The organism is Chryseobacterium sp. AC417, assembly GCF_979258215.1.
Genome location: NZ_OZ409845.1, coordinates 3,186,946 through 3,210,444 on the forward strand (window position 1 = coordinate 3,186,946; position 23,499 = coordinate 3,210,444).

General features: G+C 33.9%; 19 protein-coding genes and 2 tRNA genes. 13 read left to right on the forward strand and 8 right to left on the reverse strand.

Annotation, left to right across the window (positions count from 1 at the left end):
* Positions 1-153: 153 nt before the first annotated feature.
* The 4 genes from ACZZ9T_RS15165 to ACZZ9T_RS15180 all read left to right on the forward strand — a co-directional run bounded on the left by ACZZ9T_RS15165 (position 154) and on the right by ACZZ9T_RS15180 (position 3,605).
* Entirely contained in the window at positions 154-1,392 is a 1,239-nt protein-coding gene (locus ACZZ9T_RS15165) for an aspartate kinase (protein WP_463442781.1), read from the forward strand.
* Positions 1,393-1,414: 22 nt separating this feature from the next.
* Entirely contained in the window at positions 1,415-3,256 is a 1,842-nt protein-coding gene (locus tag ACZZ9T_RS15170) for a lysophospholipid acyltransferase family protein (RefSeq protein WP_463442782.1), read from the forward strand.
* Positions 3,257-3,365: 109 nt separating this feature from the next.
* Positions 3,366-3,438 (forward strand) — tRNA-Phe (locus ACZZ9T_RS15175).
* 94 nt (positions 3,439-3,532) lie between these two features.
* A tRNA-Phe gene (locus ACZZ9T_RS15180) sits at positions 3,533-3,605 on the forward strand.
* Between the two features lie 419 nt (positions 3,606-4,024).
* Here ACZZ9T_RS15180 and ACZZ9T_RS15185 read toward each other — a convergent pair.
* From ACZZ9T_RS15185 to ACZZ9T_RS15220, 8 genes are all read right to left on the reverse strand, one after another.
* Positions 4,025-4,213, reverse strand: a complete 189-nt coding sequence (locus ACZZ9T_RS15185) for a hypothetical protein (RefSeq protein ID WP_463442783.1) — start codon at positions 4,211-4,213, stop codon at positions 4,025-4,027.
* Positions 4,214-4,611: 398 nt separating this feature from the next.
* The gene (locus tag ACZZ9T_RS15190) at positions 4,612-5,163 is read right to left on the reverse strand and encodes a T9SS type A sorting domain-containing protein (protein WP_463442784.1); all 552 of its coding nucleotides are present in this window, start codon (positions 5,161-5,163) and stop codon (positions 4,612-4,614) included.
* 15 nt (positions 5,164-5,178) lie between these two features.
* On the reverse strand, positions 5,179-5,604 hold the full coding sequence (locus ACZZ9T_RS15195; protein WP_463442785.1) for a hypothetical protein: 426 nt from the start codon (positions 5,602-5,604) through the stop codon (positions 5,179-5,181).
* A gap of 114 nt (positions 5,605-5,718) precedes the next feature.
* Positions 5,719-7,833 (reverse strand): M4 family metallopeptidase, encoded by a 2,115-nt coding sequence (locus ACZZ9T_RS15200; RefSeq protein ID WP_463442786.1) that lies wholly within the window; start codon positions 7,831-7,833, stop codon positions 5,719-5,721.
* Between the two features lie 154 nt (positions 7,834-7,987).
* Entirely contained in the window at positions 7,988-8,674 is a 687-nt protein-coding gene (locus ACZZ9T_RS15205; protein WP_463442787.1) for a hypothetical protein, read from the reverse strand.
* A 6-nt stretch (positions 8,675-8,680) separates the two neighbouring features.
* Complete coding sequence (locus tag ACZZ9T_RS15210; RefSeq protein ID WP_463442788.1) at positions 8,681-9,277, reverse strand: hypothetical protein; 597 nt, start codon at positions 9,275-9,277, stop codon at positions 8,681-8,683.
* A 50-nt stretch (positions 9,278-9,327) separates the two neighbouring features.
* Complete coding sequence (locus tag ACZZ9T_RS15215; RefSeq protein ID WP_463442789.1) at positions 9,328-9,960, reverse strand: hypothetical protein; 633 nt, start codon at positions 9,958-9,960, stop codon at positions 9,328-9,330.
* 364 nt (positions 9,961-10,324) lie between these two features.
* Entirely contained in the window at positions 10,325-11,851 is a 1,527-nt protein-coding gene (locus ACZZ9T_RS15220; protein WP_463442790.1) for a tetratricopeptide repeat protein, read from the reverse strand.
* A gap of 587 nt (positions 11,852-12,438) precedes the next feature.
* Between ACZZ9T_RS15220 and ACZZ9T_RS15225 the strand changes: the two genes are divergently transcribed.
* From ACZZ9T_RS15225 to ACZZ9T_RS15265, 9 genes are all read left to right on the forward strand, one after another.
* Positions 12,439-13,128, forward strand: a complete 690-nt coding sequence (locus ACZZ9T_RS15225) for a response regulator transcription factor (RefSeq protein WP_463442791.1) — start codon at positions 12,439-12,441, stop codon at positions 13,126-13,128.
* 35 nt (positions 13,129-13,163) lie between these two features.
* On the forward strand, positions 13,164-14,450 hold the full coding sequence (locus ACZZ9T_RS15230) for a sensor histidine kinase (RefSeq protein WP_463442792.1): 1,287 nt from the start codon (positions 13,164-13,166) through the stop codon (positions 14,448-14,450).
* Between the two features lie 62 nt (positions 14,451-14,512).
* A complete protein-coding gene (locus tag ACZZ9T_RS15235) occupies positions 14,513-16,498 on the forward strand; it encodes an LTA synthase family protein (RefSeq protein ID WP_463442793.1) in 1,986 nt (661 codons plus the stop codon).
* Positions 16,499-16,564: 66 nt separating this feature from the next.
* On the forward strand, positions 16,565-17,365 hold the full coding sequence (locus ACZZ9T_RS15240) for a phosphatase PAP2 family protein (protein WP_463442794.1): 801 nt from the start codon (positions 16,565-16,567) through the stop codon (positions 17,363-17,365).
* A gap of 685 nt (positions 17,366-18,050) precedes the next feature.
* A complete protein-coding gene (tssD, locus tag ACZZ9T_RS15245) occupies positions 18,051-18,455 on the forward strand; it encodes a type VI secretion system tube protein TssD (RefSeq protein WP_463433627.1) in 405 nt (134 codons plus the stop codon).
* A gap of 182 nt (positions 18,456-18,637) precedes the next feature.
* On the forward strand, positions 18,638-20,854 hold the full coding sequence (locus tag ACZZ9T_RS15250) for a type VI secretion system Vgr family protein (protein ID WP_463442795.1): 2,217 nt from the start codon (positions 18,638-18,640) through the stop codon (positions 20,852-20,854).
* A gap of 1 nt (position 20,855) precedes the next feature.
* Entirely contained in the window at positions 20,856-21,683 is an 828-nt protein-coding gene (locus ACZZ9T_RS15255; protein ID WP_463442796.1) for a hypothetical protein, read from the forward strand.
* Positions 21,680-21,946 carry a hypothetical protein gene (locus ACZZ9T_RS15260; protein ID WP_463442797.1) on the forward strand — a complete coding sequence of 89 codons (267 nt, stop codon included), beginning with the start codon at positions 21,680-21,682 and terminating at the stop codon, positions 21,944-21,946. The genes ACZZ9T_RS15255 and ACZZ9T_RS15260 overlap by 4 nt, the downstream gene beginning before the upstream one ends.
* A 9-nt stretch (positions 21,947-21,955) precedes the next feature.
* A complete protein-coding gene (locus ACZZ9T_RS15265) occupies positions 21,956-23,494 on the forward strand; it encodes a PAAR-like protein (RefSeq protein WP_463442798.1) in 1,539 nt (512 codons plus the stop codon).
* Positions 23,495-23,499: the final 5 nt, after the last annotated feature.

A 23,499-nucleotide genomic window follows, 5' to 3' on the forward strand; every position in this document is an offset into this window, starting at 1 on the left:
TATCAATATATTAAATTCAAATTCATAAGATTTAAAAGAATTATGCAGTAATTATTAATCACCGAATTGTGCTATTTCATATCTCATCGTAAATTTATAATTTTGACGTTTCTTAAAATTTTATTTATCTAACAATTTTATTTTTAATATTTAATGAAAATTTTCAAGTTTGGTGGAGCTTCGGTGAAAGATGCCGAAAGTGTAAAAAATGTGTCTATGGTTTTGAAAAGCCAAGGATTTGAAGAGTGTCTGCTTGTAATCTCAGCTATGGGTAAAACTACCAATGAGCTGGAAAAAGTAGTAGAACTTTATTTCAGAAAAGATGACTATCAAACGGAAATTGAAAAGATAAAACAGAAGCATATCGAAATAGCTAAAGGGCTTTTTCAAAATCATCATGTGGTTTTTGACGAGATTAATCTTTTTTTTGATGACATTGTTTCATTTTTAAGAAGAAATAAATCTCCTAATTATAATTTTGTATATGATCAGGTTGTAAGCTGTGGCGAAATGATTTCTACTAAAATCGTAAGTGAATATCTTAACGACATTCAGTTTACCAATCAGTGGCTTGATGCCAGAGATTATATTAAGACGGACGATTCTTACAGGGATGGTGTAGTCAACTGGCAAAAAACTGAAGAGTTTATTACCAATCTAAATCCTTCAGTATGCTATGTAACCCAAGGGTTTATTGGCTCAGATGACAATAATTTTACCGTTACATTGGGAAGAGAGGGCTCAGATTATTCTGCCGCAATTTTTGCTTATTGTCTGAATGCAACAGCGATGACTATCTGGAAAGACGTTCCGGGAGTAATGACCGGAGACCCGCGAAAATTTGAAAATGTAACATTGCTTTCAAATATTTCTTATGAAGAAGCTATTGAGATGGCTTATTATGGTGCGAGTGTGATTCACCCTAAAACATTGCAGCCTTTACAGCAAAAAAATATTCCTTTTTATGTAAAATCTTTTGTAGACCCCACAAAAGGAGGAACAAAAGTGGGTGCTTCAGATCAAAATCAAAGTGAAGAATCTTATATTTTAAAAGAAAATCAAACTTTACTGAAAATTTCCACAAGAGATTTTTCCTTTATTGCAGAAGATCACATGAGTTTGGTTTTCGGATATTTATCAAAATACAAAATCAAGGTTTCTCTGATGCAGAATTCTGCGATCTCTCTTGCCCTTTGTCTGGAAGATAAATTTCAAAAAATAGACGAACTAAACGAAGAACTTCAAAAAGTTTTTAAAACCGATGTGGTAAAAAATGTATCTTTATTTACAGTAAGAAATGCAAAAATGGAGAACATCGGAAAATTTTACCAGGAAAAAAGTGTATTATTGGAGCAGATTGCAAAAAACACACTACAAATGGTAACACAATAAAAATAATATCGACTAAAAACACATGAGTTTAATTTCGAAAAACGATCTAATCAACGCTTCCGGCTTACATAAAATAGGATTTCTAAAAAATCCTGTGGCATCTGCTGTTATGAGCATTGCAAAAATAAATGAAGTCAACAGACTTTACGATAAGCTGAAAGATAAAGAAGGTAAAGATTTTTTCGATTCTTTCGTGAGAGAAAGGAATTTAAGCTATGTGGCGTTCGAAGAAGACTTAGCAAAAATACCGAAAACCGGTCCTTTTATATTGGTTTCTAATCATCCGCTGGGTGCAATCGACGGAATTTTGATGTGTAAAATTCTGTCAGAAGTGCGTCCGGATTTCAAGGTAATGGGAAATTTTCTATTAGAAAAAATCAAACCGATGGAACCGTATGTGATTGCTGTAAATCCTTTCGAAGGAAGAAAGGAAGTAAGAAACAGCGCCACAGGAATGCGTGAAACTTTAAAACATCTTGAAAATGGAGGCTGCGTAGGAATTTTTCCGGCGGGAGAAGTTTCAAACAAAAACAATCCTTACGGAGAAATTCTGGACAGAGAGTGGGAGAAACCTGCCTTGAAGCTTATAAAAATGGCAAAAGTCCCGGTTATTCCTATGTATTTTCATGCAAAAAACAGCACTTTATTTTATCAGGTAGCCAAGATTCATCCTAATCTACAGACGATTATGCTTCCTGCAGAAATGATGAATGACCGTGAAAAACCGATCCGTATCAGAATAGGGAAACTTATTACGGTAAAGGCGATGGATGAGATGGAAAATATTGAGGAGTTGGGAGAATTTCTGAAACGTAAGGTTTACATGATGAAATCTTACTATGAAAAAAGAAAATCTATTGCACAGGTAATCAATCTTAAAAATTTATCGTTAAAATTTCAGCTTTTAAGAGAAGAAAACATCGTTCAGAATATCATCGACGAAACTCCCAAAGAAGACTTAATAAAAGATATTTCTAAGCTTCGCGGCACCGACAAAATGCTTTTCAGCAACGGTAATTACGAGATCTATTTCACATCATACGAGGAAATTCCTTCTGTGATGAGAGAAATCGGGAGACAAAGAGAACTTACCTTCCGTGCGGTTGGTGAAGGCAGTAATTTGCCATTTGACCTTGATGAATACGACAAACATTACCATCATTTATTTTTATGGGATAATGCTGCCGAAAAACTTGCCGGAGCCTACAGAATGGCTTTAGGTAAGGATGTCATGAAAAAGTTCGGAATTAAGGGCTTTTACACAAGTTCTCTTTTTGAATTTGAGCAGGATATTCATCCGTTTTTCAAAAAGGTGATCGAAATGGGACGTGCTTATATCTGCGAAGAATATCAGCAAAAACCACTTCCTTTATTTCTTTTGTGGCGTGGAATTGTGCATGTATGTTTAAGAAATCCTGACCATAAATTTCTGATGGGAGGCGTAAGTATTTCTAATAAATTTTCAGAATTTTCGAAATCTCTAATGATTGAGTTTATGCGTTCAAATTACTACGATTCTGCAGTTGCTCAATATATTACACCACGAAATGATTTTAAAGTAAAACTAAGAGACCGTGACAAACATCTTTTCTTAGATGAAATGGAATCTGATTTAAATAAATTAGACAAAATCATTGATGATCTTGAACCAGAACTAAGAATGCCGGTTTTGATTAAAAAATACATCAAGCAAAATGCAAAAGTAATTGCCTTTAATGTTGACCCCAATTTTAACGATGCGATTGACGGACTGATGTACATCAGAATCAGTGATCTTCCTGAAAGCACGATCAAGCCTGTTTTAGAAGAAATGAGCGAGCAAATAAGAAAAGAACAGGAAAATAATCAGGCTGAAAATCAGTAACTTTTAATTTAATGTTAAAAAAGTTTGATTAATACTTGCTTCATATATCAAAACTTCCTACTTTTGCATCACTTTAAAACTACGAAGTAAATCATAACAATAATACAATGGTTTCTTAGCTCAGTTGGTAGAGCAATGGATTGAAAATCCATGTGTCCCTGGTTCGATTCCTGGAGAAACCACAAACCGCCTCGAAAAAGGCGGTTTTTTATTCAAGTCTGAATATATTTTGTATTTAAAATGTACTACAAAAAGAATTAAATTACCAGTAATATTGGTTTCTTAGCTCAGTTGGTAGAGCAATGGATTGAAAATCCATGTGTCCCTGGTTCGATTCCTGGAGAAACCACAAGAAATTAAACAATTTCTAACATAGCCCCTTAAATTGCACAATTTAAGGGGCTATTTTTTGATAGTCAATCTAAAGCAAAAATTTTACAAGTTGCTGTTTACCTAAGAATAACAATCAATGGTAAAGGTTATGAATGCTCAACAGGTAAAAAACTGTTGATGTCTCTTCTGATGGAACTCGGAAATGAATTGTTTAAAAGGTAATTCTGAAGAGGCTCGCTCAACAAATAATTATCTTATTAAGTTTAAAATATGAAGGTGGATAATCTATGCCAATATCAGTTATATTTCATAGAGATTACATCCAACAACTCGTCACATTTATTCTTTTAAATCTGAAAAATTCACAATTATCAACATAATCTAAATAGCATCTTTTTAAAACTATTTTTGACCTTGCTTCTGTCTCTGTTAAATTTAATCAACAATTGCTCTCCAAAAAGAAATTCTGTGGTTTGCGCCCGGAATATTAAATACAGATGTAGAATACATATAATAAGTTCCCAGATTTTCACGCTGCTTTAGAGGATTTGCGTTGATAATCATTAAGTTTCCAATAGTATCCGTTGGATCAACTGTATGATCTAAAACTCCACTTATATGCACTGCAAAATGCGAGGTGGTACTTCTTGGCGCTACTGAACTGGTAGCTACAATATAAGAACCATCGTTAAACGAATAGGACAGAATTGCTGGATGAATATCTATAAGCGGATTATAATCAGTGTTTCCTGGGGAATATCTGCTGCAGGGGCTTGACTTCTAACATTGCGCACTGTTTGAGTTCCAAAATCTTCATTAATAAGAGGTTTCATTGAGAAAAAATATTGGTTCCCATAAATAGAATAGAAATACTAAAGTATTTTTTTTCATATTTTGAAATATTTATTTATTATCAATAAAGAGTAGACACAAATGATTGCATCTACTCATTGAGAAATTATTTCTTTTCATCATTTTTATAAAATACAATCTGAGAAATATTTCAGATATAAGTAATCCATTTATTCCTTAATAAATTTTTTACTTTCTGTCTTTCCGTTCTCAATATATCTTAATATATAAATGCCTTTTTCTAAAGAAGAAATATTGAGAGCTGTTTCTTTAGCAGAAATCTTATCAGAAATTAATTTTCTACCTTCCATATTATGTACCTCAACTTGAGCATAATTTCCAGAACTACGGATTTTAAGAACATCTTTAGCAGGGTTATTAATTATAACGAATTGAGCATTATCTTTCTTTATATCCGAAGTTCCCATCGTATTTTGTGTAACAGCCTCAACTGTTATATTATCTAATTTTAAAAGAAATTCATTTTGTCCGTTAGTATTGTGCTGCTCTATATAGCCATGTATAATAGCAGGATCAACAATTCTCGTGTTTTGCTGAGTGTAGGTTTGTCCATTTGGTAAACTAACTGATGCAACTCCTGTAATACTATTATAAGAAAGTGTAATTGAATGCCAAGAATCTGGTGTTAAAGATATATTATCAGATAAGGAAATAATATATATGGGACTAAAACTTGAAGAGACAGCAAAACAATCTATCAAGCCTGTCTGTGGATATTAATTCATAGACATAATGGTATTGCCTACGGCATCTAAGATACCTATACTTGTTACTCCACTATTTGAAATACTTGTAGAACTATAAAAATCTTGAGTTACTTTTATAATATTATTTCCTGTAGCTCTACTCTGCCATTCGGTACTAATTTTTTGTAATAAGTAGGATAATATTGAACTACCAGACACAGACGTTCCTGTCATAGACGCATATTTATCTGTTCCGTTGACACTAGCAACTTGATAGCTGCTTGTAGTAGGACCTCCTGCTCCAAAAGCGATCCAACCTCCCTGACCTTCCGTATCAAAATCATCTACAACACTTGATATATTTCCTATATTCAGCGTGTTAAAATTTTCTTGATAAATAATTTGGGCATTAAGATTAAATCCACAAAAAAGTGAGATTAGTACAATTTTTTTCATATAATTTATTTTAATTGGTTTTCAGAATATAAAAATTAATTTGGTCACTCCTTCTTCTACATTTATGCTCATATAACTTTAAAAAGTTCCCCTTGTCGAGTTACTGCAAACACTTTATTTAACTACTATTTTTTTGGAAATTATTTTTCCTTCAGAGTATATTTTTACCAAATACACTCCAGCATTTATTCCTGTAATACTTACTTTATTTATTCCTCTTTGCAGTTTTTCAGATGTTTTAACCAATTTTCCGGATAAGTCGATAATTTCATAATCTGCATTTCCTTTAATACTGTATTCTATGGTGAACTGTCCAATGCTTACCGGATTTGGATAAATTTTAATATTCTGCAGATCAGATTTTGTAGCTTCGTTTACTGCCAGAAGATTGCTGCAACTGCCCAATCCTACTGCACACCACGCATTTTCAACTTGCTGCAGTTCATTGGAACCAGCACCGTACAGATCAATGGCTGCCTGCTTTGAAGAGGTGTACATATTAGTGAACCCACTATTTGCGGTAAGATAGGTTGACAGAGTTCTGTAGGCGATTTTTTCTGCCTTCTGAATTGTTATTCCGGTTACATTATAAGATGTACCAATATCATTAGTTCCTGAACCACCTACAGATAATAAGTAAAACCAGTAGTTACCTACACCACTGTTTTTATGTACACCACCGTAATCATTACTCTGATTATATGGCGGGGAAGGTACCTGCCAATAGGTTCCACCATAGGTATCTGGCTGTTGAGAACTTAAAGCTGCAGGACCGGAATTAGGATCCGACATGCTTCTGAGAAATGTGAATCCTAATGCGGGTTTAGGCACTCCTTCACCGATATTCCAATTTGGACTAATCCCAGAATAGAATTCAATAGCAGCTCCGAACATATCAGCAAAAGATTCATTCAGGGCGCCAGATTCTGCCTGGTAAGCCAGATTAGCTGTTCTGCTTACAATAAGATGAGAATATTCATGTCCTGCTACATCAATTCCTACAAATGGGTTAAAGTAAGCTGTAGAATTGGTAATGCTATTCGCCGGATTGTTAGGGTCTGTCTGCGAAAATATTCCGTTACCATAAATCATTGCAACAATTCCTTGAATATCTATTGCTGCCGCATTAGCACCTATCTGCGCAGTTGGAGTTCCAAAGTTTATGTTATAATAATTTCTGATAATAGAACCATTACCATCATAACTGTTTCTATTATGTCTGTTAATATAATAATCTTTAGATTTCTCCATAGCCCAATGCACTTCTACTGCAGGTTTAGTTTCTAAAGCAGTAAAGTTAGCCGTACTGCTTGTGTACTCGGTAATATTCCCTGTTAAACCACCCGCTGCAGTTCCGTTACCATCCCATCCTGCTCCATCCTGAGTATGTATATTTCTGGCGTTATCTTTTAAGCGGTAAGCACCGTTATAAGAATCAACAGTAATAGGCTGGTTGCCTTTATAAAAAGTAGCACTGGTAGAAGGAGTATCTAATAATGGACCTATAAAAGAATTTTTCTTATTTGATATTAATTTATTAGCCGACAAAACACTTTCTACCGTTGGGTTAATATTATGATTATGAATTTTTTCTAATTTTTTAACAATTTTTTTGGTAGCAGTATCTACATAATACATATATCCACTGAGCGTTTTTAGTGATAGCGCATTAATTTGCGATATCAAAAATAATTGTACTTCTTTTTGAGAATCAACTTTAGTTATTACCTGATCAAATTCATCAAAGGTTACATTGGGCGCTTTCATATCAGCAATGACAATGCTTTCCACTTCAGATTGACTTAAAGGTTGAGCAATTGCCAAATTAATGTTGCTGGATAATTCTCCATTTACATAGGTTACTTTTCCTTCTTTTGCATGTATAAAAATTAATTCGTCAGATACTTTTATGCCTTTATAATAGTGCTGATAAGAAGAACGTTCAAAACCCAAATCATCGGTTGATCTTGCAGTTAGCTCGAAAGTATGGCTACTATCTGTTCCTAACCACTCACCTAAATGGTTTATTAATAATTCTTTAGATACACTTACACCTTTAAAGTTGGCATAAAAGTTCCCCATCGCAGAGATTCTGGATATTTTGGGTAATTTTTCAATGAATAATTCGGTACCTTGATTATTTCTGTCCTGTGCTTTAATTATATCTTGAGCAAAGCCCATAGCAAAGAACAAACTTAGTGTCTTGACAAGTATCACAGTTGTTTTCATAAAAATTGTATTATTAAATATTCATATTAAAAATTTACTTTCTTTTGGTGTAAAATGTCTTCCTCACTGTAAGTGAGAGTTCCCTATAGCCAGTCTCATTGTCATCATATGCATGTACTTTAAAAATCATATTATTTTATTAACATCACTATCTTTAAAAACCTGATGGTTTTGGCAGTACAATTCCATTTCCATCACCTCCTGCTAGATCTATTGTGACATCATTAATATTTTGCTTGGTAATCAATTTTTTATAAGCCATCATGTATAATTCAACACGAAAAGTATTATATGAAGTTGAAGGTGTATTGTCAGATTTCATTAGATTACTGTTTGTAAACCTGGCTTTAATATGCCAAGTTCCACCGCTTTTGAACGTTACAAATTCAGGGGATCCCTGTTTATTGTCATTAGCAGCAGCAGTCCCTAAATAATCTAGCGAAACAAAGGTTGTCCCGTTGGCAAGTTTGATTCCGTAATTATGGATAACTAAACTGAAGTTCTCAGCATCTATTTTAGTATCATAATCAACGATTCCTTCTTTGGGGACATCGGTTAAATTAAGTTGAATATAATTAAATAAGGCACTGTTGCCGCTGAGGGGATCATACATTTGTAGTGAGGTATTATTTTTTTCTGACACTACCGGTGAGGCTAAAAAACGGCCTCCTGTTACAGTAGGTTCACCGGGATTTCTTAAATAAAGAATATCTGTAAACGTTTTACCGTTGATGTCTAACGTCTCGCTTGGATTACTTGTGTTAATCCCCACTTTATTCGTTTGTGATTGCAAATTAATTCCTAAAACTAAAGTAAGCAGTATGTATACTATTTTTTTCATGACTAGTTATTGAAGTCCAATTGGAGTTGTTGTTGATGTACCAGAATAAGTAGGTGATGCCGATTGATTTACTGAACCTGTGTAAGTTCCCCATCCCTTTACTAAAGCTTTTTCAAAGACGATAAATGAAACCTCCCAAGTCCCGTTGATATTTGAAGTTGTAGTTGCGCCCACAAAATCAAGATTTATTTCGTAAAAGGTCTCAGATCCAATATTTGTGGTGGTAATTTCATTGGCATAGGCACCATATGTAGCATCTGGATTCTGAGAAGAGGTAGCACCTTTAAATACCGCCCCAGTTATTACCAAGGTATATTTAGAAACATCCAAATTTGTATTTAACTTATAAACTTTATCCCTGTTGACATTATTTATCGTGACCTTATAAACGTTTACAGGTGCAACATTACGTTGGGCAACATCTAAAAGCTTTACTTGTCCTGCAGGATTACTATCTTTAGATCTTACCATTAAAAAATAATTGTCTGTAGTTACAATTTGGTTTTCGCTATCAATCAGATAAGATTCTATAAGTGTATTTCCATTAACGTCTAATGTATTTCTTGGAGAATTCGTATTGATTCCTACCTGTGTTTTAAACAAGCTAAAAACACCCGCAAATAATAATATTATAATTTTTTTCATCATTTATGTTAATAATTAATCATCGGGGTTGCAGATGAACCGGTGCTTAACTGGTTCATACTCTGAGTAACCGTATAGTTTCTCGTGTATGTTTTATCAAATACTATTAAATTTAAAGTCCAAACTCCTGGTGTTGTAGAACTCGCAGGCGGAGCAAAGCCTTGGTAATCAGCTTTTATTTTCCATGTTCCATTGGACTGAAAAGCGTAAATCTGGGGAACCGGCGTTGCATAATTCGTTCCGGCACCTATAACTGGCTGTTGAAATCCAAAAGAAGAAATAAACACAGAAAATTTATTCGAATTAATTTTTGTATCAAACTGGTTAATCCAATCTTTGTCTGAAGGATGTGTTGTAATTTTAAATTGGATTACATTGATAGGTGCAGGATTATTTGGTAAAAAATCTTCGTTGTAAGTTGTGATTTTATTCTCCGGTGCAGGTGATTTTATCAGATAACTGTATTTCTCGTTAGCTTCCAATTTAGTAAAGTCATTATCTAAAATCAATCCCTTAGTTTTTGCCGTTCCATTTACATGAAGCGTAGTTTTAGGATCTGTTGTTCCTATACCGACCTTTCCGTTATTCTGTGCAGAAAGATTGATACTACCAATAATAAAAATGTAAATTGCTGTTTTCAAATCTGTTTATTTTGTCTTGAGCAAAACTATAGGATTTCTCCCCCAGATTAAGAATTTAACGGTTACCATTCTTGCACTATTTTATTAAAAACCTGCAATAAAGACCATACAGAAGGGTTTACAATATGATTATACGCTCTGGTAAATAAATGTAAAAGATGAAAGCTTGTTTTTTGCCACGAAAAAACAAGCCTTACATTTCAAACCTTCCGAACTATTAAATAAAAATTAGAAGAAAGCAAAATTTAAAATGTTTATTTTGCCAGATTCTGAAAATCTTAAATGCTTGTGAAACTATTATAAAAGTTTTATAAATTAAAGTAGAGATTTTGAAAACCGTAAAATTTTGTGATTATGAACCGGACTAATTAGTTAATAGTCTTTTAAACCATAACTCAATGTTATCTTCAGACTGAATATTTAATTTGCTCCGTAAGCTTTGTCTTCGGTTTCTTATCGTGTTTACAGATCTGAACGTATATTTAGCAATATCTTTTGTTGTAAATCCTAAAAAAAAGTAAGCACATAATGTTAGCTCTGTCACTCTCAATTTAGGGTTAATTTCAAGTAATTTTGTAATAACTTCCGGATAAACTTCCTGGAATCTTGTAAAAAACTCAATACTGTTCTCTTTAGCCAACTTTATGACTTCTTCAAATGATTCATTAACCTTTTGTTTTAAATCTAGATTTTCTTCTTCTTTTTGGATAATGATATTTTCTTTTTGATGAATAATGGCTTCATTTTCAGTAATAAGCTCTTTTCTTTTTCTTTTAATAATATAGAAAATAAAAATAGAGGATAAAAGAATCACACCAACAGCTACTGAAAAAACCTGAATATTTCTGCTGGCATTTTTTTTTTCTTCTGCTTCTTTTTCAAATTTTATTATTTCATTTACAACAAAATCCCGTTCTATAATTTTATTATTTTCATTTTGATCCGTTATTTTTTTTGATAAACTTTTATATTCGTTTGCCTTTGCATAATTACCCAATTTCTCATATAGATCTGATAAAGCGCGGTAGGCATAGTGTAATTCCCAGGAATCGTGTTTTTTGCTAATTTTAATTGCGTCCGAATAATATTGTAAAGCTTCGCTATTTTTCTCTTCGCTACTTGCTAAATTACCCAGTCCTACCAATACATCAACCTGATATGGATGGTTTTTATTTTTAAACTCTAAAAGTGCTTTTTCATAATAATATCGAGAAGAATCTGTTTTTTTTTGATTAAAAAAATAATTTCCTAACCGAATGTGAGAAGTTCCTGTGTAGAGATAAGAAACATTGTTTTTTAATTTTTGATGTATTCTTTTTTCTTTATTCAAATAATAATACATAGAATCCGGCTGCCCTTTTCTCTCATATACAATCGAAATCCTACCATTATACGTACTTGTATTCATCGCAGCATCATAATCCTTCTCTTCAGCATTCTTTAATACATCAATAGCTTTTTGTAAATAATGGATACTCAATGAGTATAGATCTAACTTCAAATAATTAAGCCCAAGTAAACCGTAATTTTTAGACTCCTGGATAGGATCACTCAGTAAGTATTTTTCATACGACTGTGATTTATTAATATAATTATTGCTTTCTCTATACTTTCCGATATAACTAAAAGCAGCACCGATGTAAAAATTACCATAAACCAATCCTCTGTCGTAATTTGTCTTTTCAGATTTTACAACAATATCTTTGGAAATAATAAGAAGTTCCTTAATCCTGAAGGTTGAATGTAGTTTTTTTGCAGTAATAATCTGATTATCAATTTCGTAATCCAGATGCTTTTTTTGAGAATGTAAAAAAATAGAAAAGAAAACGAATAAATGAATTAATATTTTATTTTTCAATGTTTGTACCATAACTCTGTTCTTCGTTTTCAAAGTGAATTTTAACCTTTCAAAAGTAGTTAAAATGTCAAAAACAATATATAAATTTTTAATTTGTCAATTTTCATTTTTCAGTTGAAGAATTACAAATTCAAAATAACGTAATAGTTCGAAAGCGTACTTCAAGTAAAAATTATTATGTCACAACTTTTTCTATATGCTGCAATTCAAATAAATAAAAATATGTGATTATAAGACAATAAAAATGATACTATTGTTGCACTACTGCAATATAATAAATTGATAATCAAATGGGAAAAAAAGTTAACAATGACAAACAATAAAAAATCATTTATAGTTTACTGAAGTTTTTCCCCTTTGCTAAAAAGAAACAACACAATACAAAAGTAATAAGTAGGGTTATAAAAACTGAAGCTGTTTAAGGAAATTTAAAATTACATCTAAACTATTCTGACTTAAAATAAGCTGCCAGGAAAATTATTAATAGTCTGAAAATCCATGTGTCCCTGGTTCGATTCCTGGAGAAACCACAAACCGCCTACTCAGGCGGTTTTTTTGTTTTGATTCAAATATTTCTGACAATTCTAAATTACTTCAAATTGAAGTTTTACATTAGCAAAATGAAAATCCTGATCATAGAAGACGAAACAGAGTTGGCTCAAAGTATTGCAGAATATCTTTCTGAGGAAAAATATCTGTGTGAGTTTGCAGTTACTTTTCGCGAAGCAATGTACAAAGTGGAGACGTTTCAATATGATTGTATTGTTCTCGATATTATGCTTCCGGACGGAAACGGACTCAAAATTCTTGAAGAATTAAAAAGTCAGAATAAACAGGATGGCGTCATTATTGTATCGGCAAAAAATGCATTAGACGATAAAATAAATGGCTTACAAATGGGTGCGGATGATTATCTTACGAAGCCTTTCCATTTGTCTGAATTAATGGCAAGAATCTATTCTATTATTCGCAGAAAACAGTTTGGAAACTCAAATACAGTAAAACAGAATGAACTGGAGATCGATCTTTTAGCTAAAACTGTGAAAATAAATGAGGAAATTATTTCGCTCACTAAAAAAGAATTTGATCTGCTGATTTATTTTATCGGAAATAAGAATAAAGTGATTTCTAAAAGTATTTTGGCAGAATATCTCTCCGGCGATTTTGCAGACATGCTGGATAACCACGATTTTGTATACGCACATGTGAAAAATTTAAAGAAAAAACTGTATGACGCCGGATGCGAACACTATATAAAAACAGTGTATGGAACAGGATACAAATGGGTTTCCTCAATAGAAACGCTATAATTTAATAAAATAGATTATCTTAATTCCTCATTGATTTGAAACCATTATTAAACAAAACCACAAAGCCATTTCTAATTTATGTTCTGATCATTCTGATCATCAGCATTCCTGTTTATTTTATCGTTGTAGACACGATCTGGAAGAATGAACTTGATGAACATAATAAAACGATTGCTCAAAAAACAGCATTCGAGTTTAATCATCTTAAACTTTCTGATGAAGAGCTTGCAAAAAGTATCACACTTTGGAAGAAAATTCAGCCGGAAACCAATATACAAGAAGTCCAGGTCGATCCGTTAAAAAAAGATATTTATTCAACAATCGAAAAGCCCAAACTATTTTCTTCAGAACCAGAAATTGAGAGGTACAGAAGTCTCAAAACAGTCGTTTACATCAATAGTAAACCTTATATTTTTACAGTGGAAACCAATATTGAAGAATCTGAGGAAACGATTGCTGCTATTACTGTAATTACCACTTTTTTCTTTATCATGCTCGTTTTGGGGCTTCTTGTGTTAAACAAAAAATTGTCTGAATCATTATGGAAGCCTTTTAGAATTACATTAGGAAAACTTAAAAATTTTAATTTAAATTCCCAAGATAGCATTGAATTTGAGAAAACTGATACTACAGAATTCGAAGAGCTCCATCAGTCTTTACGTAAACTCATTGATCACAATATTCTGACCTATCAAACTCAAAAAGAGTTTACTGAAAATGCTTCCCACGAATTACAAACTCCGTTGGCTATTCTTAAAAATAAAATTGATCTCCTTCTTCAAGATAAAGATCTGACTGAAAAACAGTATCGAATTGTGGAAGAAATGAATAAAGCACTGATAAGAAGTTCAAGAATCAATAAAAATCTTCTTTTGCTGGCCAAAATAGATAACAATCAGTTTGACATCAGTGAAAAGATAAACGTTGCCGTACTCATAAGACAAAGTTTAGGACTATTAGAAAATCATTTTCAGCAAAAAAATATTTCGCTGACATCAGATATTGATTCAAGGATCAACGTCATTGGAAATAGAGGATTAACTGAAGTTCTCATCAACAATTTACTTATTAATGCAATTCGTTACACTGATTTTGATGGCTCTGTTTCTGTAAAACTCAACCATTTAAGCTTAGAAATTACAAATTCCGGATCAGAGAAATTAAATACTGATTTCCTGTTTAAAAGATTTTCGAGACTGTCTGCAGGGCATAAAGGAAGCGGTTTGGGCTTGGCTATTATTAAACAGATCTGTAAATTTCAAAATTGGAACATTAAATATCAATTTGAAAACCGCAGCCATATTTTTATTGTTTACTTTTAATTTTTTTAAAATTCAAAATTTCTTCTAAATTGAATTGTTGATTTGCTCTTTAAAGAGTAATAATGAATTCAAAAACGATCTCAAAACTATATCAAAAAATTTTTAACAGCAGGTTTTCAGCATTATTTAGTGTTTTGGGACTGTATCTTGCTCTATCATTTTTAATACGATTGGTTTTTCTCTTATGGTCGGCAAAAGATGTAGACTGTAGTCCGTTTTCTATTTTGAGAGCATTTTTTACAGGATTTTTTTATGATCTTACCGTTGTAAGCTTTCTTATGCTGTTGTATACATTGTATCTTTTGATCTTTCCGAAACGTTGGATCGGTTCTTTGTTTGACATGTTTTTTACTTATTTCTATTTAACAGTCGTTTTTATTGTAATCTATTTCAGTCTTTTGGCAGAGATTCCCTTTTGGGACGAGTTTGAAGTACGGTTTAATTTTATTGCTGTCGATTATCTTATTTATACTTACGAAGTTGTAGAAAACATTAATCAGACATATCCTTTACCTTTAATTGCAGCCGTTTTGGTAGGATTGGTTGTATTGACCTTCTTTTGTTTCAAAAAGATGGATTTTTTCAAAAAAACCTTTTCAGATAAAAGCCCATTCCGCTCAAGATTATTTTACGGAATTCCTGTTTTGGTTGTCGCAGTCATTTTAGGATCAATAATGAAAAACAAACAGGCTGACTTCAGCAATAATTTAATCATCAATGAAGTGGGGAAAAACGGAGCGTTTTCTTTTATATCAGCCTATGAATCAAACGAATTGGATTATGCAACTTTTTATCCTAAACTTCCTGAAAAAGAAGTATATACCGTTCTGAAAGATCACCTTTTACAGGAAAATCAAACCTTTACATCAAAAAGCTATGACGATATTTCCCGATCAACAGTCGGACAGCAAGAACGAAGACCCAATATTATCGTTATTGCGATTGAAAGTTTCAGTGCAGATTTTTTAAAAGAGTTCGGAAATAAAGATCATCTTACGCCTAATTATGATCAATTATCTAACGAAAGTATTTTCTTTACCAATCTTTACGCAACAGGAACCAGAACCGTTCGGGGAATGGAAGCTTTAACGTTGTCTGTACCTCCTACTCCTGGAAACAGTATTGTAAGAAGACCTGATAACCAGAATTTGTTTTCGGTTTCAACAATTGCAAAAGCAAAAAATTATCAACCTTATTTTATTTATGGCGGCGACGGTTATTTTGATAATATGAATAATTTTTTCGGAGGACAAGGTTTTGACATCGTAGACAGAAACAGAGGAAACCCGTTATCTGACGAGATTAAAACCAAAAGATATGAGATCAAAGACAATGAAGTAAGTTTTGAAAATGCCTGGGGAATCTGTGATGAAGATCTTTACAGACAATCTGTAAAATATGCAGACAAAAGCTTCAATGAAAAGAAGCCATTTTTCCAGTTTGTGATGACGACTTCCAATCATAAACCCTTCACCTTCCCAGAAGCGAAAATTGATCTTCCACAAGGCGACAGAAATGCCGCCGTAAAGTACACCGATTATGCTTTAGGGAAATTTATTGAAAGCGCAAAAACAAAACCCTGGTTTGCAAATACCGTTTTTGTTATTGTTGCAGATCACTGTGCAAGCAGCGCCGGAAAATGGGAAATCAATATTGCAAAACACCATATTCCTGCAATTATTTACAATCTTCCCAAGCAAAATCCTGAAAAAATAAATCGCCTGACTTCACAAATTGATCTGATGCCCACTCTATTCGGTTATCTCGGATGGAATTATAAGAGCAGTCTATATGGAAAAGATATCAACCAGACCAAAATTAGAGATGACCGAGCTTTCATCGGTAATTATCGTACATTAGGACTGCTGCATAACAATTTATTTACTCAGATTGATGATCGGGCACGAGTAAAACAGTTTACCGTTTCCGGAACCGAGCAGTCTTTATCTGAAGTCAATTTTAAAAACAACGATCTGATTTCTGAAACCATTGCGTACTATCAATCAGCCAGCGAAAGATTCAAAAATGGAAAGATGAAAGTAAAATAAATTATTCTTACAAAACTCCTTAATTTTATCTACTTGAATTGAAATTTGATATTTAAATACATCTTAATGCCAAAATATACATCCATAAAAAGTTTATTATCCTGTTTTTTTCTTTTACTCGCCGGCTTACAGAATATCAGCGCACAAGACAGTTTAAGTATTGAAAATGTACAAGATAGCACAAAAATAATTCAATTGCATTCTGAAGATAAAACACACCATTTCAGTTATAAAAAACTGATCATCCCAACAGTTTTCATTTCTTATGGTGTTGCAAGTTTAAGTATTGATGGTTTAAAAAAGCTGAATTATTCAACGCAATACGAAATCAGTGAACATCAACCGGATCAAAATAAATTAGATAATTTCACAAAATTTGCACCTGCCGCAATTGTTTACGGGTTAAATGCTTTTGGGGTGAAAGGAAAACATCATTTTAAAGACATAAGTATTATCTATGGAACTTCGTTACTGATCACTTCAGCGATCACACTTCCTCTGAAGCACGTTACGCAAGAAGAAAGACCAGACCGGTCCAATAAAATGTCTTTTCCTTCGAGTCATACTGCAATCGCTTTTGCATCTGCCCAGTTGATGTACAGAGAGTATCATGAAAACAACTTTTTACTCGGAATTTCAGGTTATTCTTTCGCAGTTTTCACCGGAATTTACCGAATGCTGAATAATAAGCATTGGCTGGGAGACGTTGTTGCAGGTGCGGGTTTCGGAATTTTATCTACAGAAGTCGCGTATTGGCTGTATCCTAAAATCAATTATCTTTTGGGCGGAAAAAAAGAAAATCAAACAATGGTTATGCCTTATTATCAAAAAGGAAATGTGGGAATCGGCTTGGTGAAAATTTTTTAACACCTACATTAAATTCAATTTTGGGTTAAAAGTTTTTATTTATTTTTATATCCAGCTATTTATAATAATACATATAACCACTGAGCGTTTTTAGTGATAGAGCGTTAATTTGCGACACCAAAATAATTGTACTTCTTTTTGAGAATCAACTTTAGTTACCTGATCAAATTCATCGAAGGTGACATTAGGCGCTTTCATATCAGCAATTACAATGCTTTCCACTTCAGATTGACTTAAAGGTTTTTGCTAAAAAGAAACAATACTAACACTAAAGTAATAAATAGGGAAGTTATAAAAACTGAAGCTGTTTAAGGAAATTTAAAATTACATCTAAACTATTCTGACTTAAAATAAGCTGCCAGGAAAATGAATAATAATCTGAAAAAATTATTTGTCTCCTGAAGATACCATAAAAAACAATTTCTAACAAAGCCCTTTAAATTGTTTTAGGACTAAGCCTTTTAGAAATTTCTAAAACCTACAATCTCCGCCACTCTCACTAATCCTTTATTTATTGTTGAAATTAAACGACTGTTTTCTAGTAGTAGATTTACTACACAAAATCGCAGAACTACTACAAATTTTAAAATAATTGATTAAAATTTCATTTGTTAAAAATCACGGTCTATCTTTGAACTACAAATCAATCACTTATAAAATATTAACAAATTAAAATTTACAAATCATGGCAGACAATTCAAGAGGAATCTTAAAATTCAACGGTAGTGAAGGACAAAAATTATTAAAGCTTAATTACAGCGTTTCCAGATCTACGGATGTTTCTGGGAGAGTCGCTTCAGATCCTTCCAATGCACTGATCAAACTCACCATTGAGGCAACAGAGAAATCTGATATTCTTGAGTCTTTACTCAATGGTAAATACAAGCCAACTTCAGGCGAAATCACGTTCAACAAATCTCATGAGGAAGGTACATTAATCACTTTAAACTGGGAAAATGGGTATGTTATTCAGCACGAAGTTGATTTTGACGCAGTAGACGAAAACTCTATGTTGATTAGCTTCATTGTAAGCGCAGAGAAAATCAACTATGGTAATTCTGCGTATGAGGGTATTTGGCCAACGACTTAAAAATCGTAGAATAATCACAAAAAATCATACTTTACAGAATAGCATACTTTTAATAAAGTACGCTGTTCTGTTAGTTTGTTTAGTTAAAATATCGTCCTATAACTATAGGTTAATATTTTATCAGGATCATTAGATCAAATCTCATGTGAGAATATAAACCAATTCACAAATAGAAAAATGCAATGTCTAAGGATCATAAACCTACAAACCCGAAGACTCCTGCCAATATAAAGGATTCTGCCTCGTTAAATAATTTAAAAGATAGTGCAACCACTCAAGCCTTTAATCAAGCGGGAGGAAAATTTCAAAAGGCAGATCAGAATTTTTCAAAAGCTCAATCTATAGCAGGAACTTCTCAAAATGTTTCAGGAATGTTGATGAATCAATTTATACAAACCAACAATCCGATAACATCCGATGATAAGTTATGGGCAAATCAACCCACTTCAAAAATACTGAATGCAAATGCAATCCCAACCAGCCAGATTTTAGGAATTAACAGGGTTGTGAAACTTGATATCATTATTGAAGGAAAACAATTACAGCATTTTAAGCATTTCAGACTCAATCAAAGTGCCGTAAAACACCATAATTTCAGTCTGACTTTATCTCATGACACATTAGGAAGTTCTGAAAACCACCATTTAGAAGAAGCTCAAAACTTTTTAGGGAAAAGACTAACGGTTGTTTTCAAATATAAAGATGTAACTGATGGACCTGAAAGAAACTTTGTAGGTGTCATCACACAAGTAGGCTTCAGTCAGGAGAAAGGAAGTTTGGGAAATATCGTCTTGACGGGCTACAGCCCAACCATACTTTTAGATGCTGCTCCACATATTCAAAGTTTCGGCGGTGCTCAGGAAATCAGCCTAAACAGCATTGCTTATCAGGTAATTAAAGAAGGTTTAGGCAGTAGTAAATTTGACTTCAGAGTTGATGCAAAACATGGAAACGTTTCATACAGTTCACAGTATGAAGAGACGCATTATAACTATTTGGCAAGAATTGCAGAAGCTTATGGCGAGCAGTTTTTCTATGATGGTGAAGTTCTTCACTTCGGAAATCTCCCTCCCCAGGAACAGCCTGTAAAACTTGTGTACGGAAGTAGTGTAAATGATGTAAACATCACCATGAAAGCTGATCACGTGAACCCGACATTCTACGGATACAACAGTAGTAAAAACGAAAAACTCACCACCGGAAGTTCAAAAATAAATCACGTTTCGGATATAGCTAGAAGAGCTTACGAAATTTCAGAAAAAACCTTTACCACTCCATCCTTAAGAGTTGCTCCTATAAAAGCCTCTTCATTTATGGATATTGATGCTTCTCAAAAAGGTGCAGCCGGAAGCAAAGCATCGAGCATATTTGTCACCTCAGGTACAACAACAGTACCGTTTTTATATCCAGGATGTGCAGCTGACATTGAGATGCGTATATCTGATACGAATCAAACCTCATATTTTACAAAACTTTTAATTACAGAAGTCAGTCACGAAGTAGATACCAGAGGATATTATACGGGTAGCTTTGAAGCAATAGCAGCAGATTGTGGATATATTCCGCGTCCTGAATTTGATATTCCGAGAGCTGATGCACAGTTTGCAAAAGTTATTTCAAATACAGATCCATTAAACCAGGGAAGAGTTCAGGTAAAGTTTGATTGGCAAACCAATCAGGAAACGACAGAATTTATCAGAGTCATGACTCCAGATGCAGGAAGTAGTGATAAGGTCAATAAAAACAGAGGTTTTATGGCAGTTCCTGAAATTGGTGATCAGGTAATCGTCAATTTCGTTCATCAGCATCCTGACCGTCCATTTGTTATGGGAGGAATGTTTCATGGAGGAATTGGAGGTGGTGGCGGAGCAGATAATAATATCAAAAGCTTAAGTAGTAGAAGTGGTAATAAACTCGAATTGAATGACGGTGCAGGTTCTGTATTTCTTACTGATCAAGGTGGCGCAAATATGAAATTTGACGGAGCAGGAAATGCTATCACAAATGCAAATAATGACAAAACCGTAACCGTTGGAAATAATAATACCGTCAACGCAGGAAGCACAAGTGCCATTAATGTAGGAGGCTCTAAAGATGCACCACCACAATCACTCTTAAAAATGGATGCAGGCGGAAATATTACTCTCGATGGTAAAACCAGTATTACTTTTAAGGTGGGCGGAAATAAAATTGTTATAGATGCCAACGGAATTTCCGGAACAGTGGCTAAAGGAAATATTAGCTTTGATTCTAAAGCGGGTACGTTTACGATTCAAAGTAAAGGTTTAATGACTGCCAAAACCGATGCAGAACTGAAAATCAACAGTAAGACCTCTAAAATAGCATCGACAGGAGCAACGAATATTACTGGTGCAGACGTTGAAATTAACAAAGGATAAAATGTGGGATACTGAAGATCAGATAGTAAGTTCCAGAAATTTCATTCTTCTTCGTGAGGAAAGAAGCCAGTTTCAAGGGTTAAGAAATGAAAATTTTGTAGAAATTCATCTGAAGGCAACTTCGTACAAAAATGAAAATGATGCTTACAGATTTTCTGTTGAAATTACTTCATTTAAACAAAGCAATGCAAATGGAATGTTTAAATGGGTAGGCGATTTGAATGAACTTCGTGAAAAAATTGTCTTTTCTCTTGATCAAAACGGACAACTCGGAAAAATTCATAATCTTGAAGATATTCAAATGAAATGGCAGGATTTAAAGCCAAAAATTTATCTCAGGCATAAAGATGAACGATATAAGGGTCTTTTAATATCCGGAGTTGAAGATTTGTTACAGGATGAGGAACGGCTGGTTGCGACATTGCGAAATTCTATGCCCTATCTATTGTTATTTCCTGGAATTCACAACAAGGAATTTAAAAAAAATGAGGCAGTAAAGGGATCCCGGGAAATACCCAATTTCATTGCTGCCAAAAACATCCCGATCATTACGAATGAGGTTCTTTCAGAAACAGAAGATGGGAAATATGAAATTAATGTTACAGGAGAAATAGACGAAGAAAAATTTGAGCAAAATAAAGTAACAGCAATGCTTAGGATTCTCAAAAATCGCCCTCGTGTTCCCACTATGGTAGAGCTGAAGTATACAGAAAGATATCTTTTGGAAGATTGGCCATGGAGCTCACAAAGTATGTGCATGAGTTTGGTGCAGATACCGGGTTCTCTGTATTATGAAGAAAAAAATATTCTCAAAATGATGAGCAAATGACTTATTTATTAGAAGATATTGTATTTCAGAATGATCGTTACTATTTATTGTTTTCAGAAGAAAAAGCAAAAGAATTGGTTGATTTTTCAGAAGAAAAATACATCATTACTGAGCAAGAGTGTATTGGAAAGTTTTACCATTGTGAGATTTCACAAATTTTAAAATTTCCAAATAAAATTGTTTTAGAAACGAAAGAAAATCTAAACAATGCTGAAAATAAATTCAGAAGAAGTAAAATTGTTAAGATAGCCACCTCCATATAACCTAATATTATGGCAAAAAAATATGTGCCAGAAGGAGCTTTTACGGCTTGTAACAAAGGTACAAGTCCTTCTACCCTCAGAGTAAGCAACAATAAGAATACTACTATCTATAGTGTTCCTATGGCTACAGAATTAGATTTTCTTCCTTTTTTCAATCTGAAACCTATGGGGTTTTGTTCCAGTCCGATGAAATGGATGACCGGAATTACATGCCTTCCAACTGTGACGGGATGGCAACAGCCAAAAGATGGAGTAAAAATCAATGGCAGCAGAATGCTTTTGGAAGATTCCTATTGTGATTGTATATTTGGAGGGAAAATTAACCTCTTTTTCGACAGGGTCGCAGCAGTGGATTTTGGTCTTGGAGAAGGAAAAATGCCGTCGGAATATATTAAAGAAGGTTTCGACTGGCTGGAGCAGAAAAATACAGAATCGCGTGAAGCCCGGGACAGCTTTCTGCCCGACTGGATGAAACCCGTAACCGGTGTAACAGACTGGATGAATGATCTGGGAAGCGGTTTGGTAGAAGGAGCTGTAAATGGTGTCGTAGGTTTGGGCGAAACAATCTATCAGGTAGGGCAAGATCCCGTAGGAACTGCCGAAGCTTTAGGCGGAATGATTGAAGACGGCTACAACGCCACTGTAGATGGTGTAAGCAATGCTTACGATTGGGCAAGCAAAGGAGAAAACTGGAATAATGCCGCAGAAGGAGCATGGAATTGGGCAAGTGACGGACAGAATTGGGCAGATGCAGGGAGCGCCGCCTGGGAAGGCACAAAAGATGCAGCAGGCTGGGTAGCGGATAATCCAAGGAAAATAGGAACTACTGTTGGTGAGTTTATTCCCGATGCTGCCGCAGCAGCTTTTAGTGGCGGATCTTCTTTAGCCCTCACAGGTGCAAAAGTTGCAGGAAAAGAAGCACTTGAAGAAGCAGGAGAAAGAATAGTAAGAGAAGGATTGGAAGAAGCTGGTGAACGCGCTGCCCGAGAAGGAAGTGAAGCCCTTGCCACAAGAACAGGTCGGGAACTTATAGAATCTTTGGGAGATGATGCAGGAGATATTGCGAGAGTTATTACAAGAAGTGCAGACGATATACAGGACGATTTATTGCGCCAGGTAAATGATGGAGAAATTGAACTCAATACAACAGCAAGAAAAGGAAACTTTGGCGAAATGGCAACAGACAGAGCTTTGATGGACGAAGGATTTGAACCTTTACATCAAAGATTAACTGATATTGATGCCGCAACTCATCAGGGAATTGACGGTGTATATAAACATCCGGGACCGCCACCACGATATATTGTTGTCGATGCTAAATATGGACAGGCCGGATTGAATACTTTAAGTGACGGAACAAGACAAATGTCTGATCCTTGGATACAAGACAGGCTGGCTAATACTGTTTCGAGACAGGAAATGCGTAATATTACGCAATCGGGTTACGAAAGAGTAGTGGCAAAAGTAGATGCTAATGGTAATATTACCTATAGAAAAGTAGATGCAAATGGTTATATAATAAGAGGAAATGCAGGAAATTGGCCATAAATAAT

What these genes read in the sequence shown, in the direction of transcription:
- ACZZ9T_RS15205 (WP_463442787.1), bottom strand. Translation starts at nt 8,674, where the DNA reads ATGAAAAAAATAGTATACATACTGCTTACTTTAGTTTTAGGAATTAAT.
- ACZZ9T_RS15240 (WP_463442794.1), top strand. Translation starts at nt 16,565, where the DNA reads ATGCCAAAATATACATCCATAAAAAGTTTATTATCCTGTTTTTTTCTT.
- ACZZ9T_RS15235 (WP_463442793.1), top strand. Translation starts at nt 14,513, where the DNA reads ATGAATTCAAAAACGATCTCAAAACTATATCAAAAAATTTTTAACAGC.
- ACZZ9T_RS15195 (WP_463442785.1), bottom strand. Translation starts at nt 5,604, where the DNA reads ATGAAAAAAATTGTACTAATCTCACTTTTTTGTGGATTTAATCTTAAT.
- ACZZ9T_RS15250 (WP_463442795.1), top strand. Translation starts at nt 18,638, where the DNA reads ATGTCTAAGGATCATAAACCTACAAACCCGAAGACTCCTGCCAATATA.
- ACZZ9T_RS15225 (WP_463442791.1), top strand. Translation starts at nt 12,439, where the DNA reads ATGAAAATCCTGATCATAGAAGACGAAACAGAGTTGGCTCAAAGTATT.
- ACZZ9T_RS15260 (WP_463442797.1), top strand. Translation starts at nt 21,680, where the DNA reads ATGACTTATTTATTAGAAGATATTGTATTTCAGAATGATCGTTACTAT.
- ACZZ9T_RS15255 (WP_463442796.1), top strand. Translation starts at nt 20,856, where the DNA reads ATGTGGGATACTGAAGATCAGATAGTAAGTTCCAGAAATTTCATTCTT.
- ACZZ9T_RS15265 (WP_463442798.1), top strand. Translation starts at nt 21,956, where the DNA reads ATGGCAAAAAAATATGTGCCAGAAGGAGCTTTTACGGCTTGTAACAAA.
- ACZZ9T_RS15170 (WP_463442782.1), top strand. Translation starts at nt 1,415, where the DNA reads ATGAGTTTAATTTCGAAAAACGATCTAATCAACGCTTCCGGCTTACAT.
- tssD (WP_463433627.1), top strand. Translation starts at nt 18,051, where the DNA reads ATGGCAGACAATTCAAGAGGAATCTTAAAATTCAACGGTAGTGAAGGA.
- ACZZ9T_RS15165 (WP_463442781.1), top strand. Translation starts at nt 154, where the DNA reads ATGAAAATTTTCAAGTTTGGTGGAGCTTCGGTGAAAGATGCCGAAAGT.
- ACZZ9T_RS15200 (WP_463442786.1), bottom strand. Translation starts at nt 7,833, where the DNA reads ATGAAAACAACTGTGATACTTGTCAAGACACTAAGTTTGTTCTTTGCT.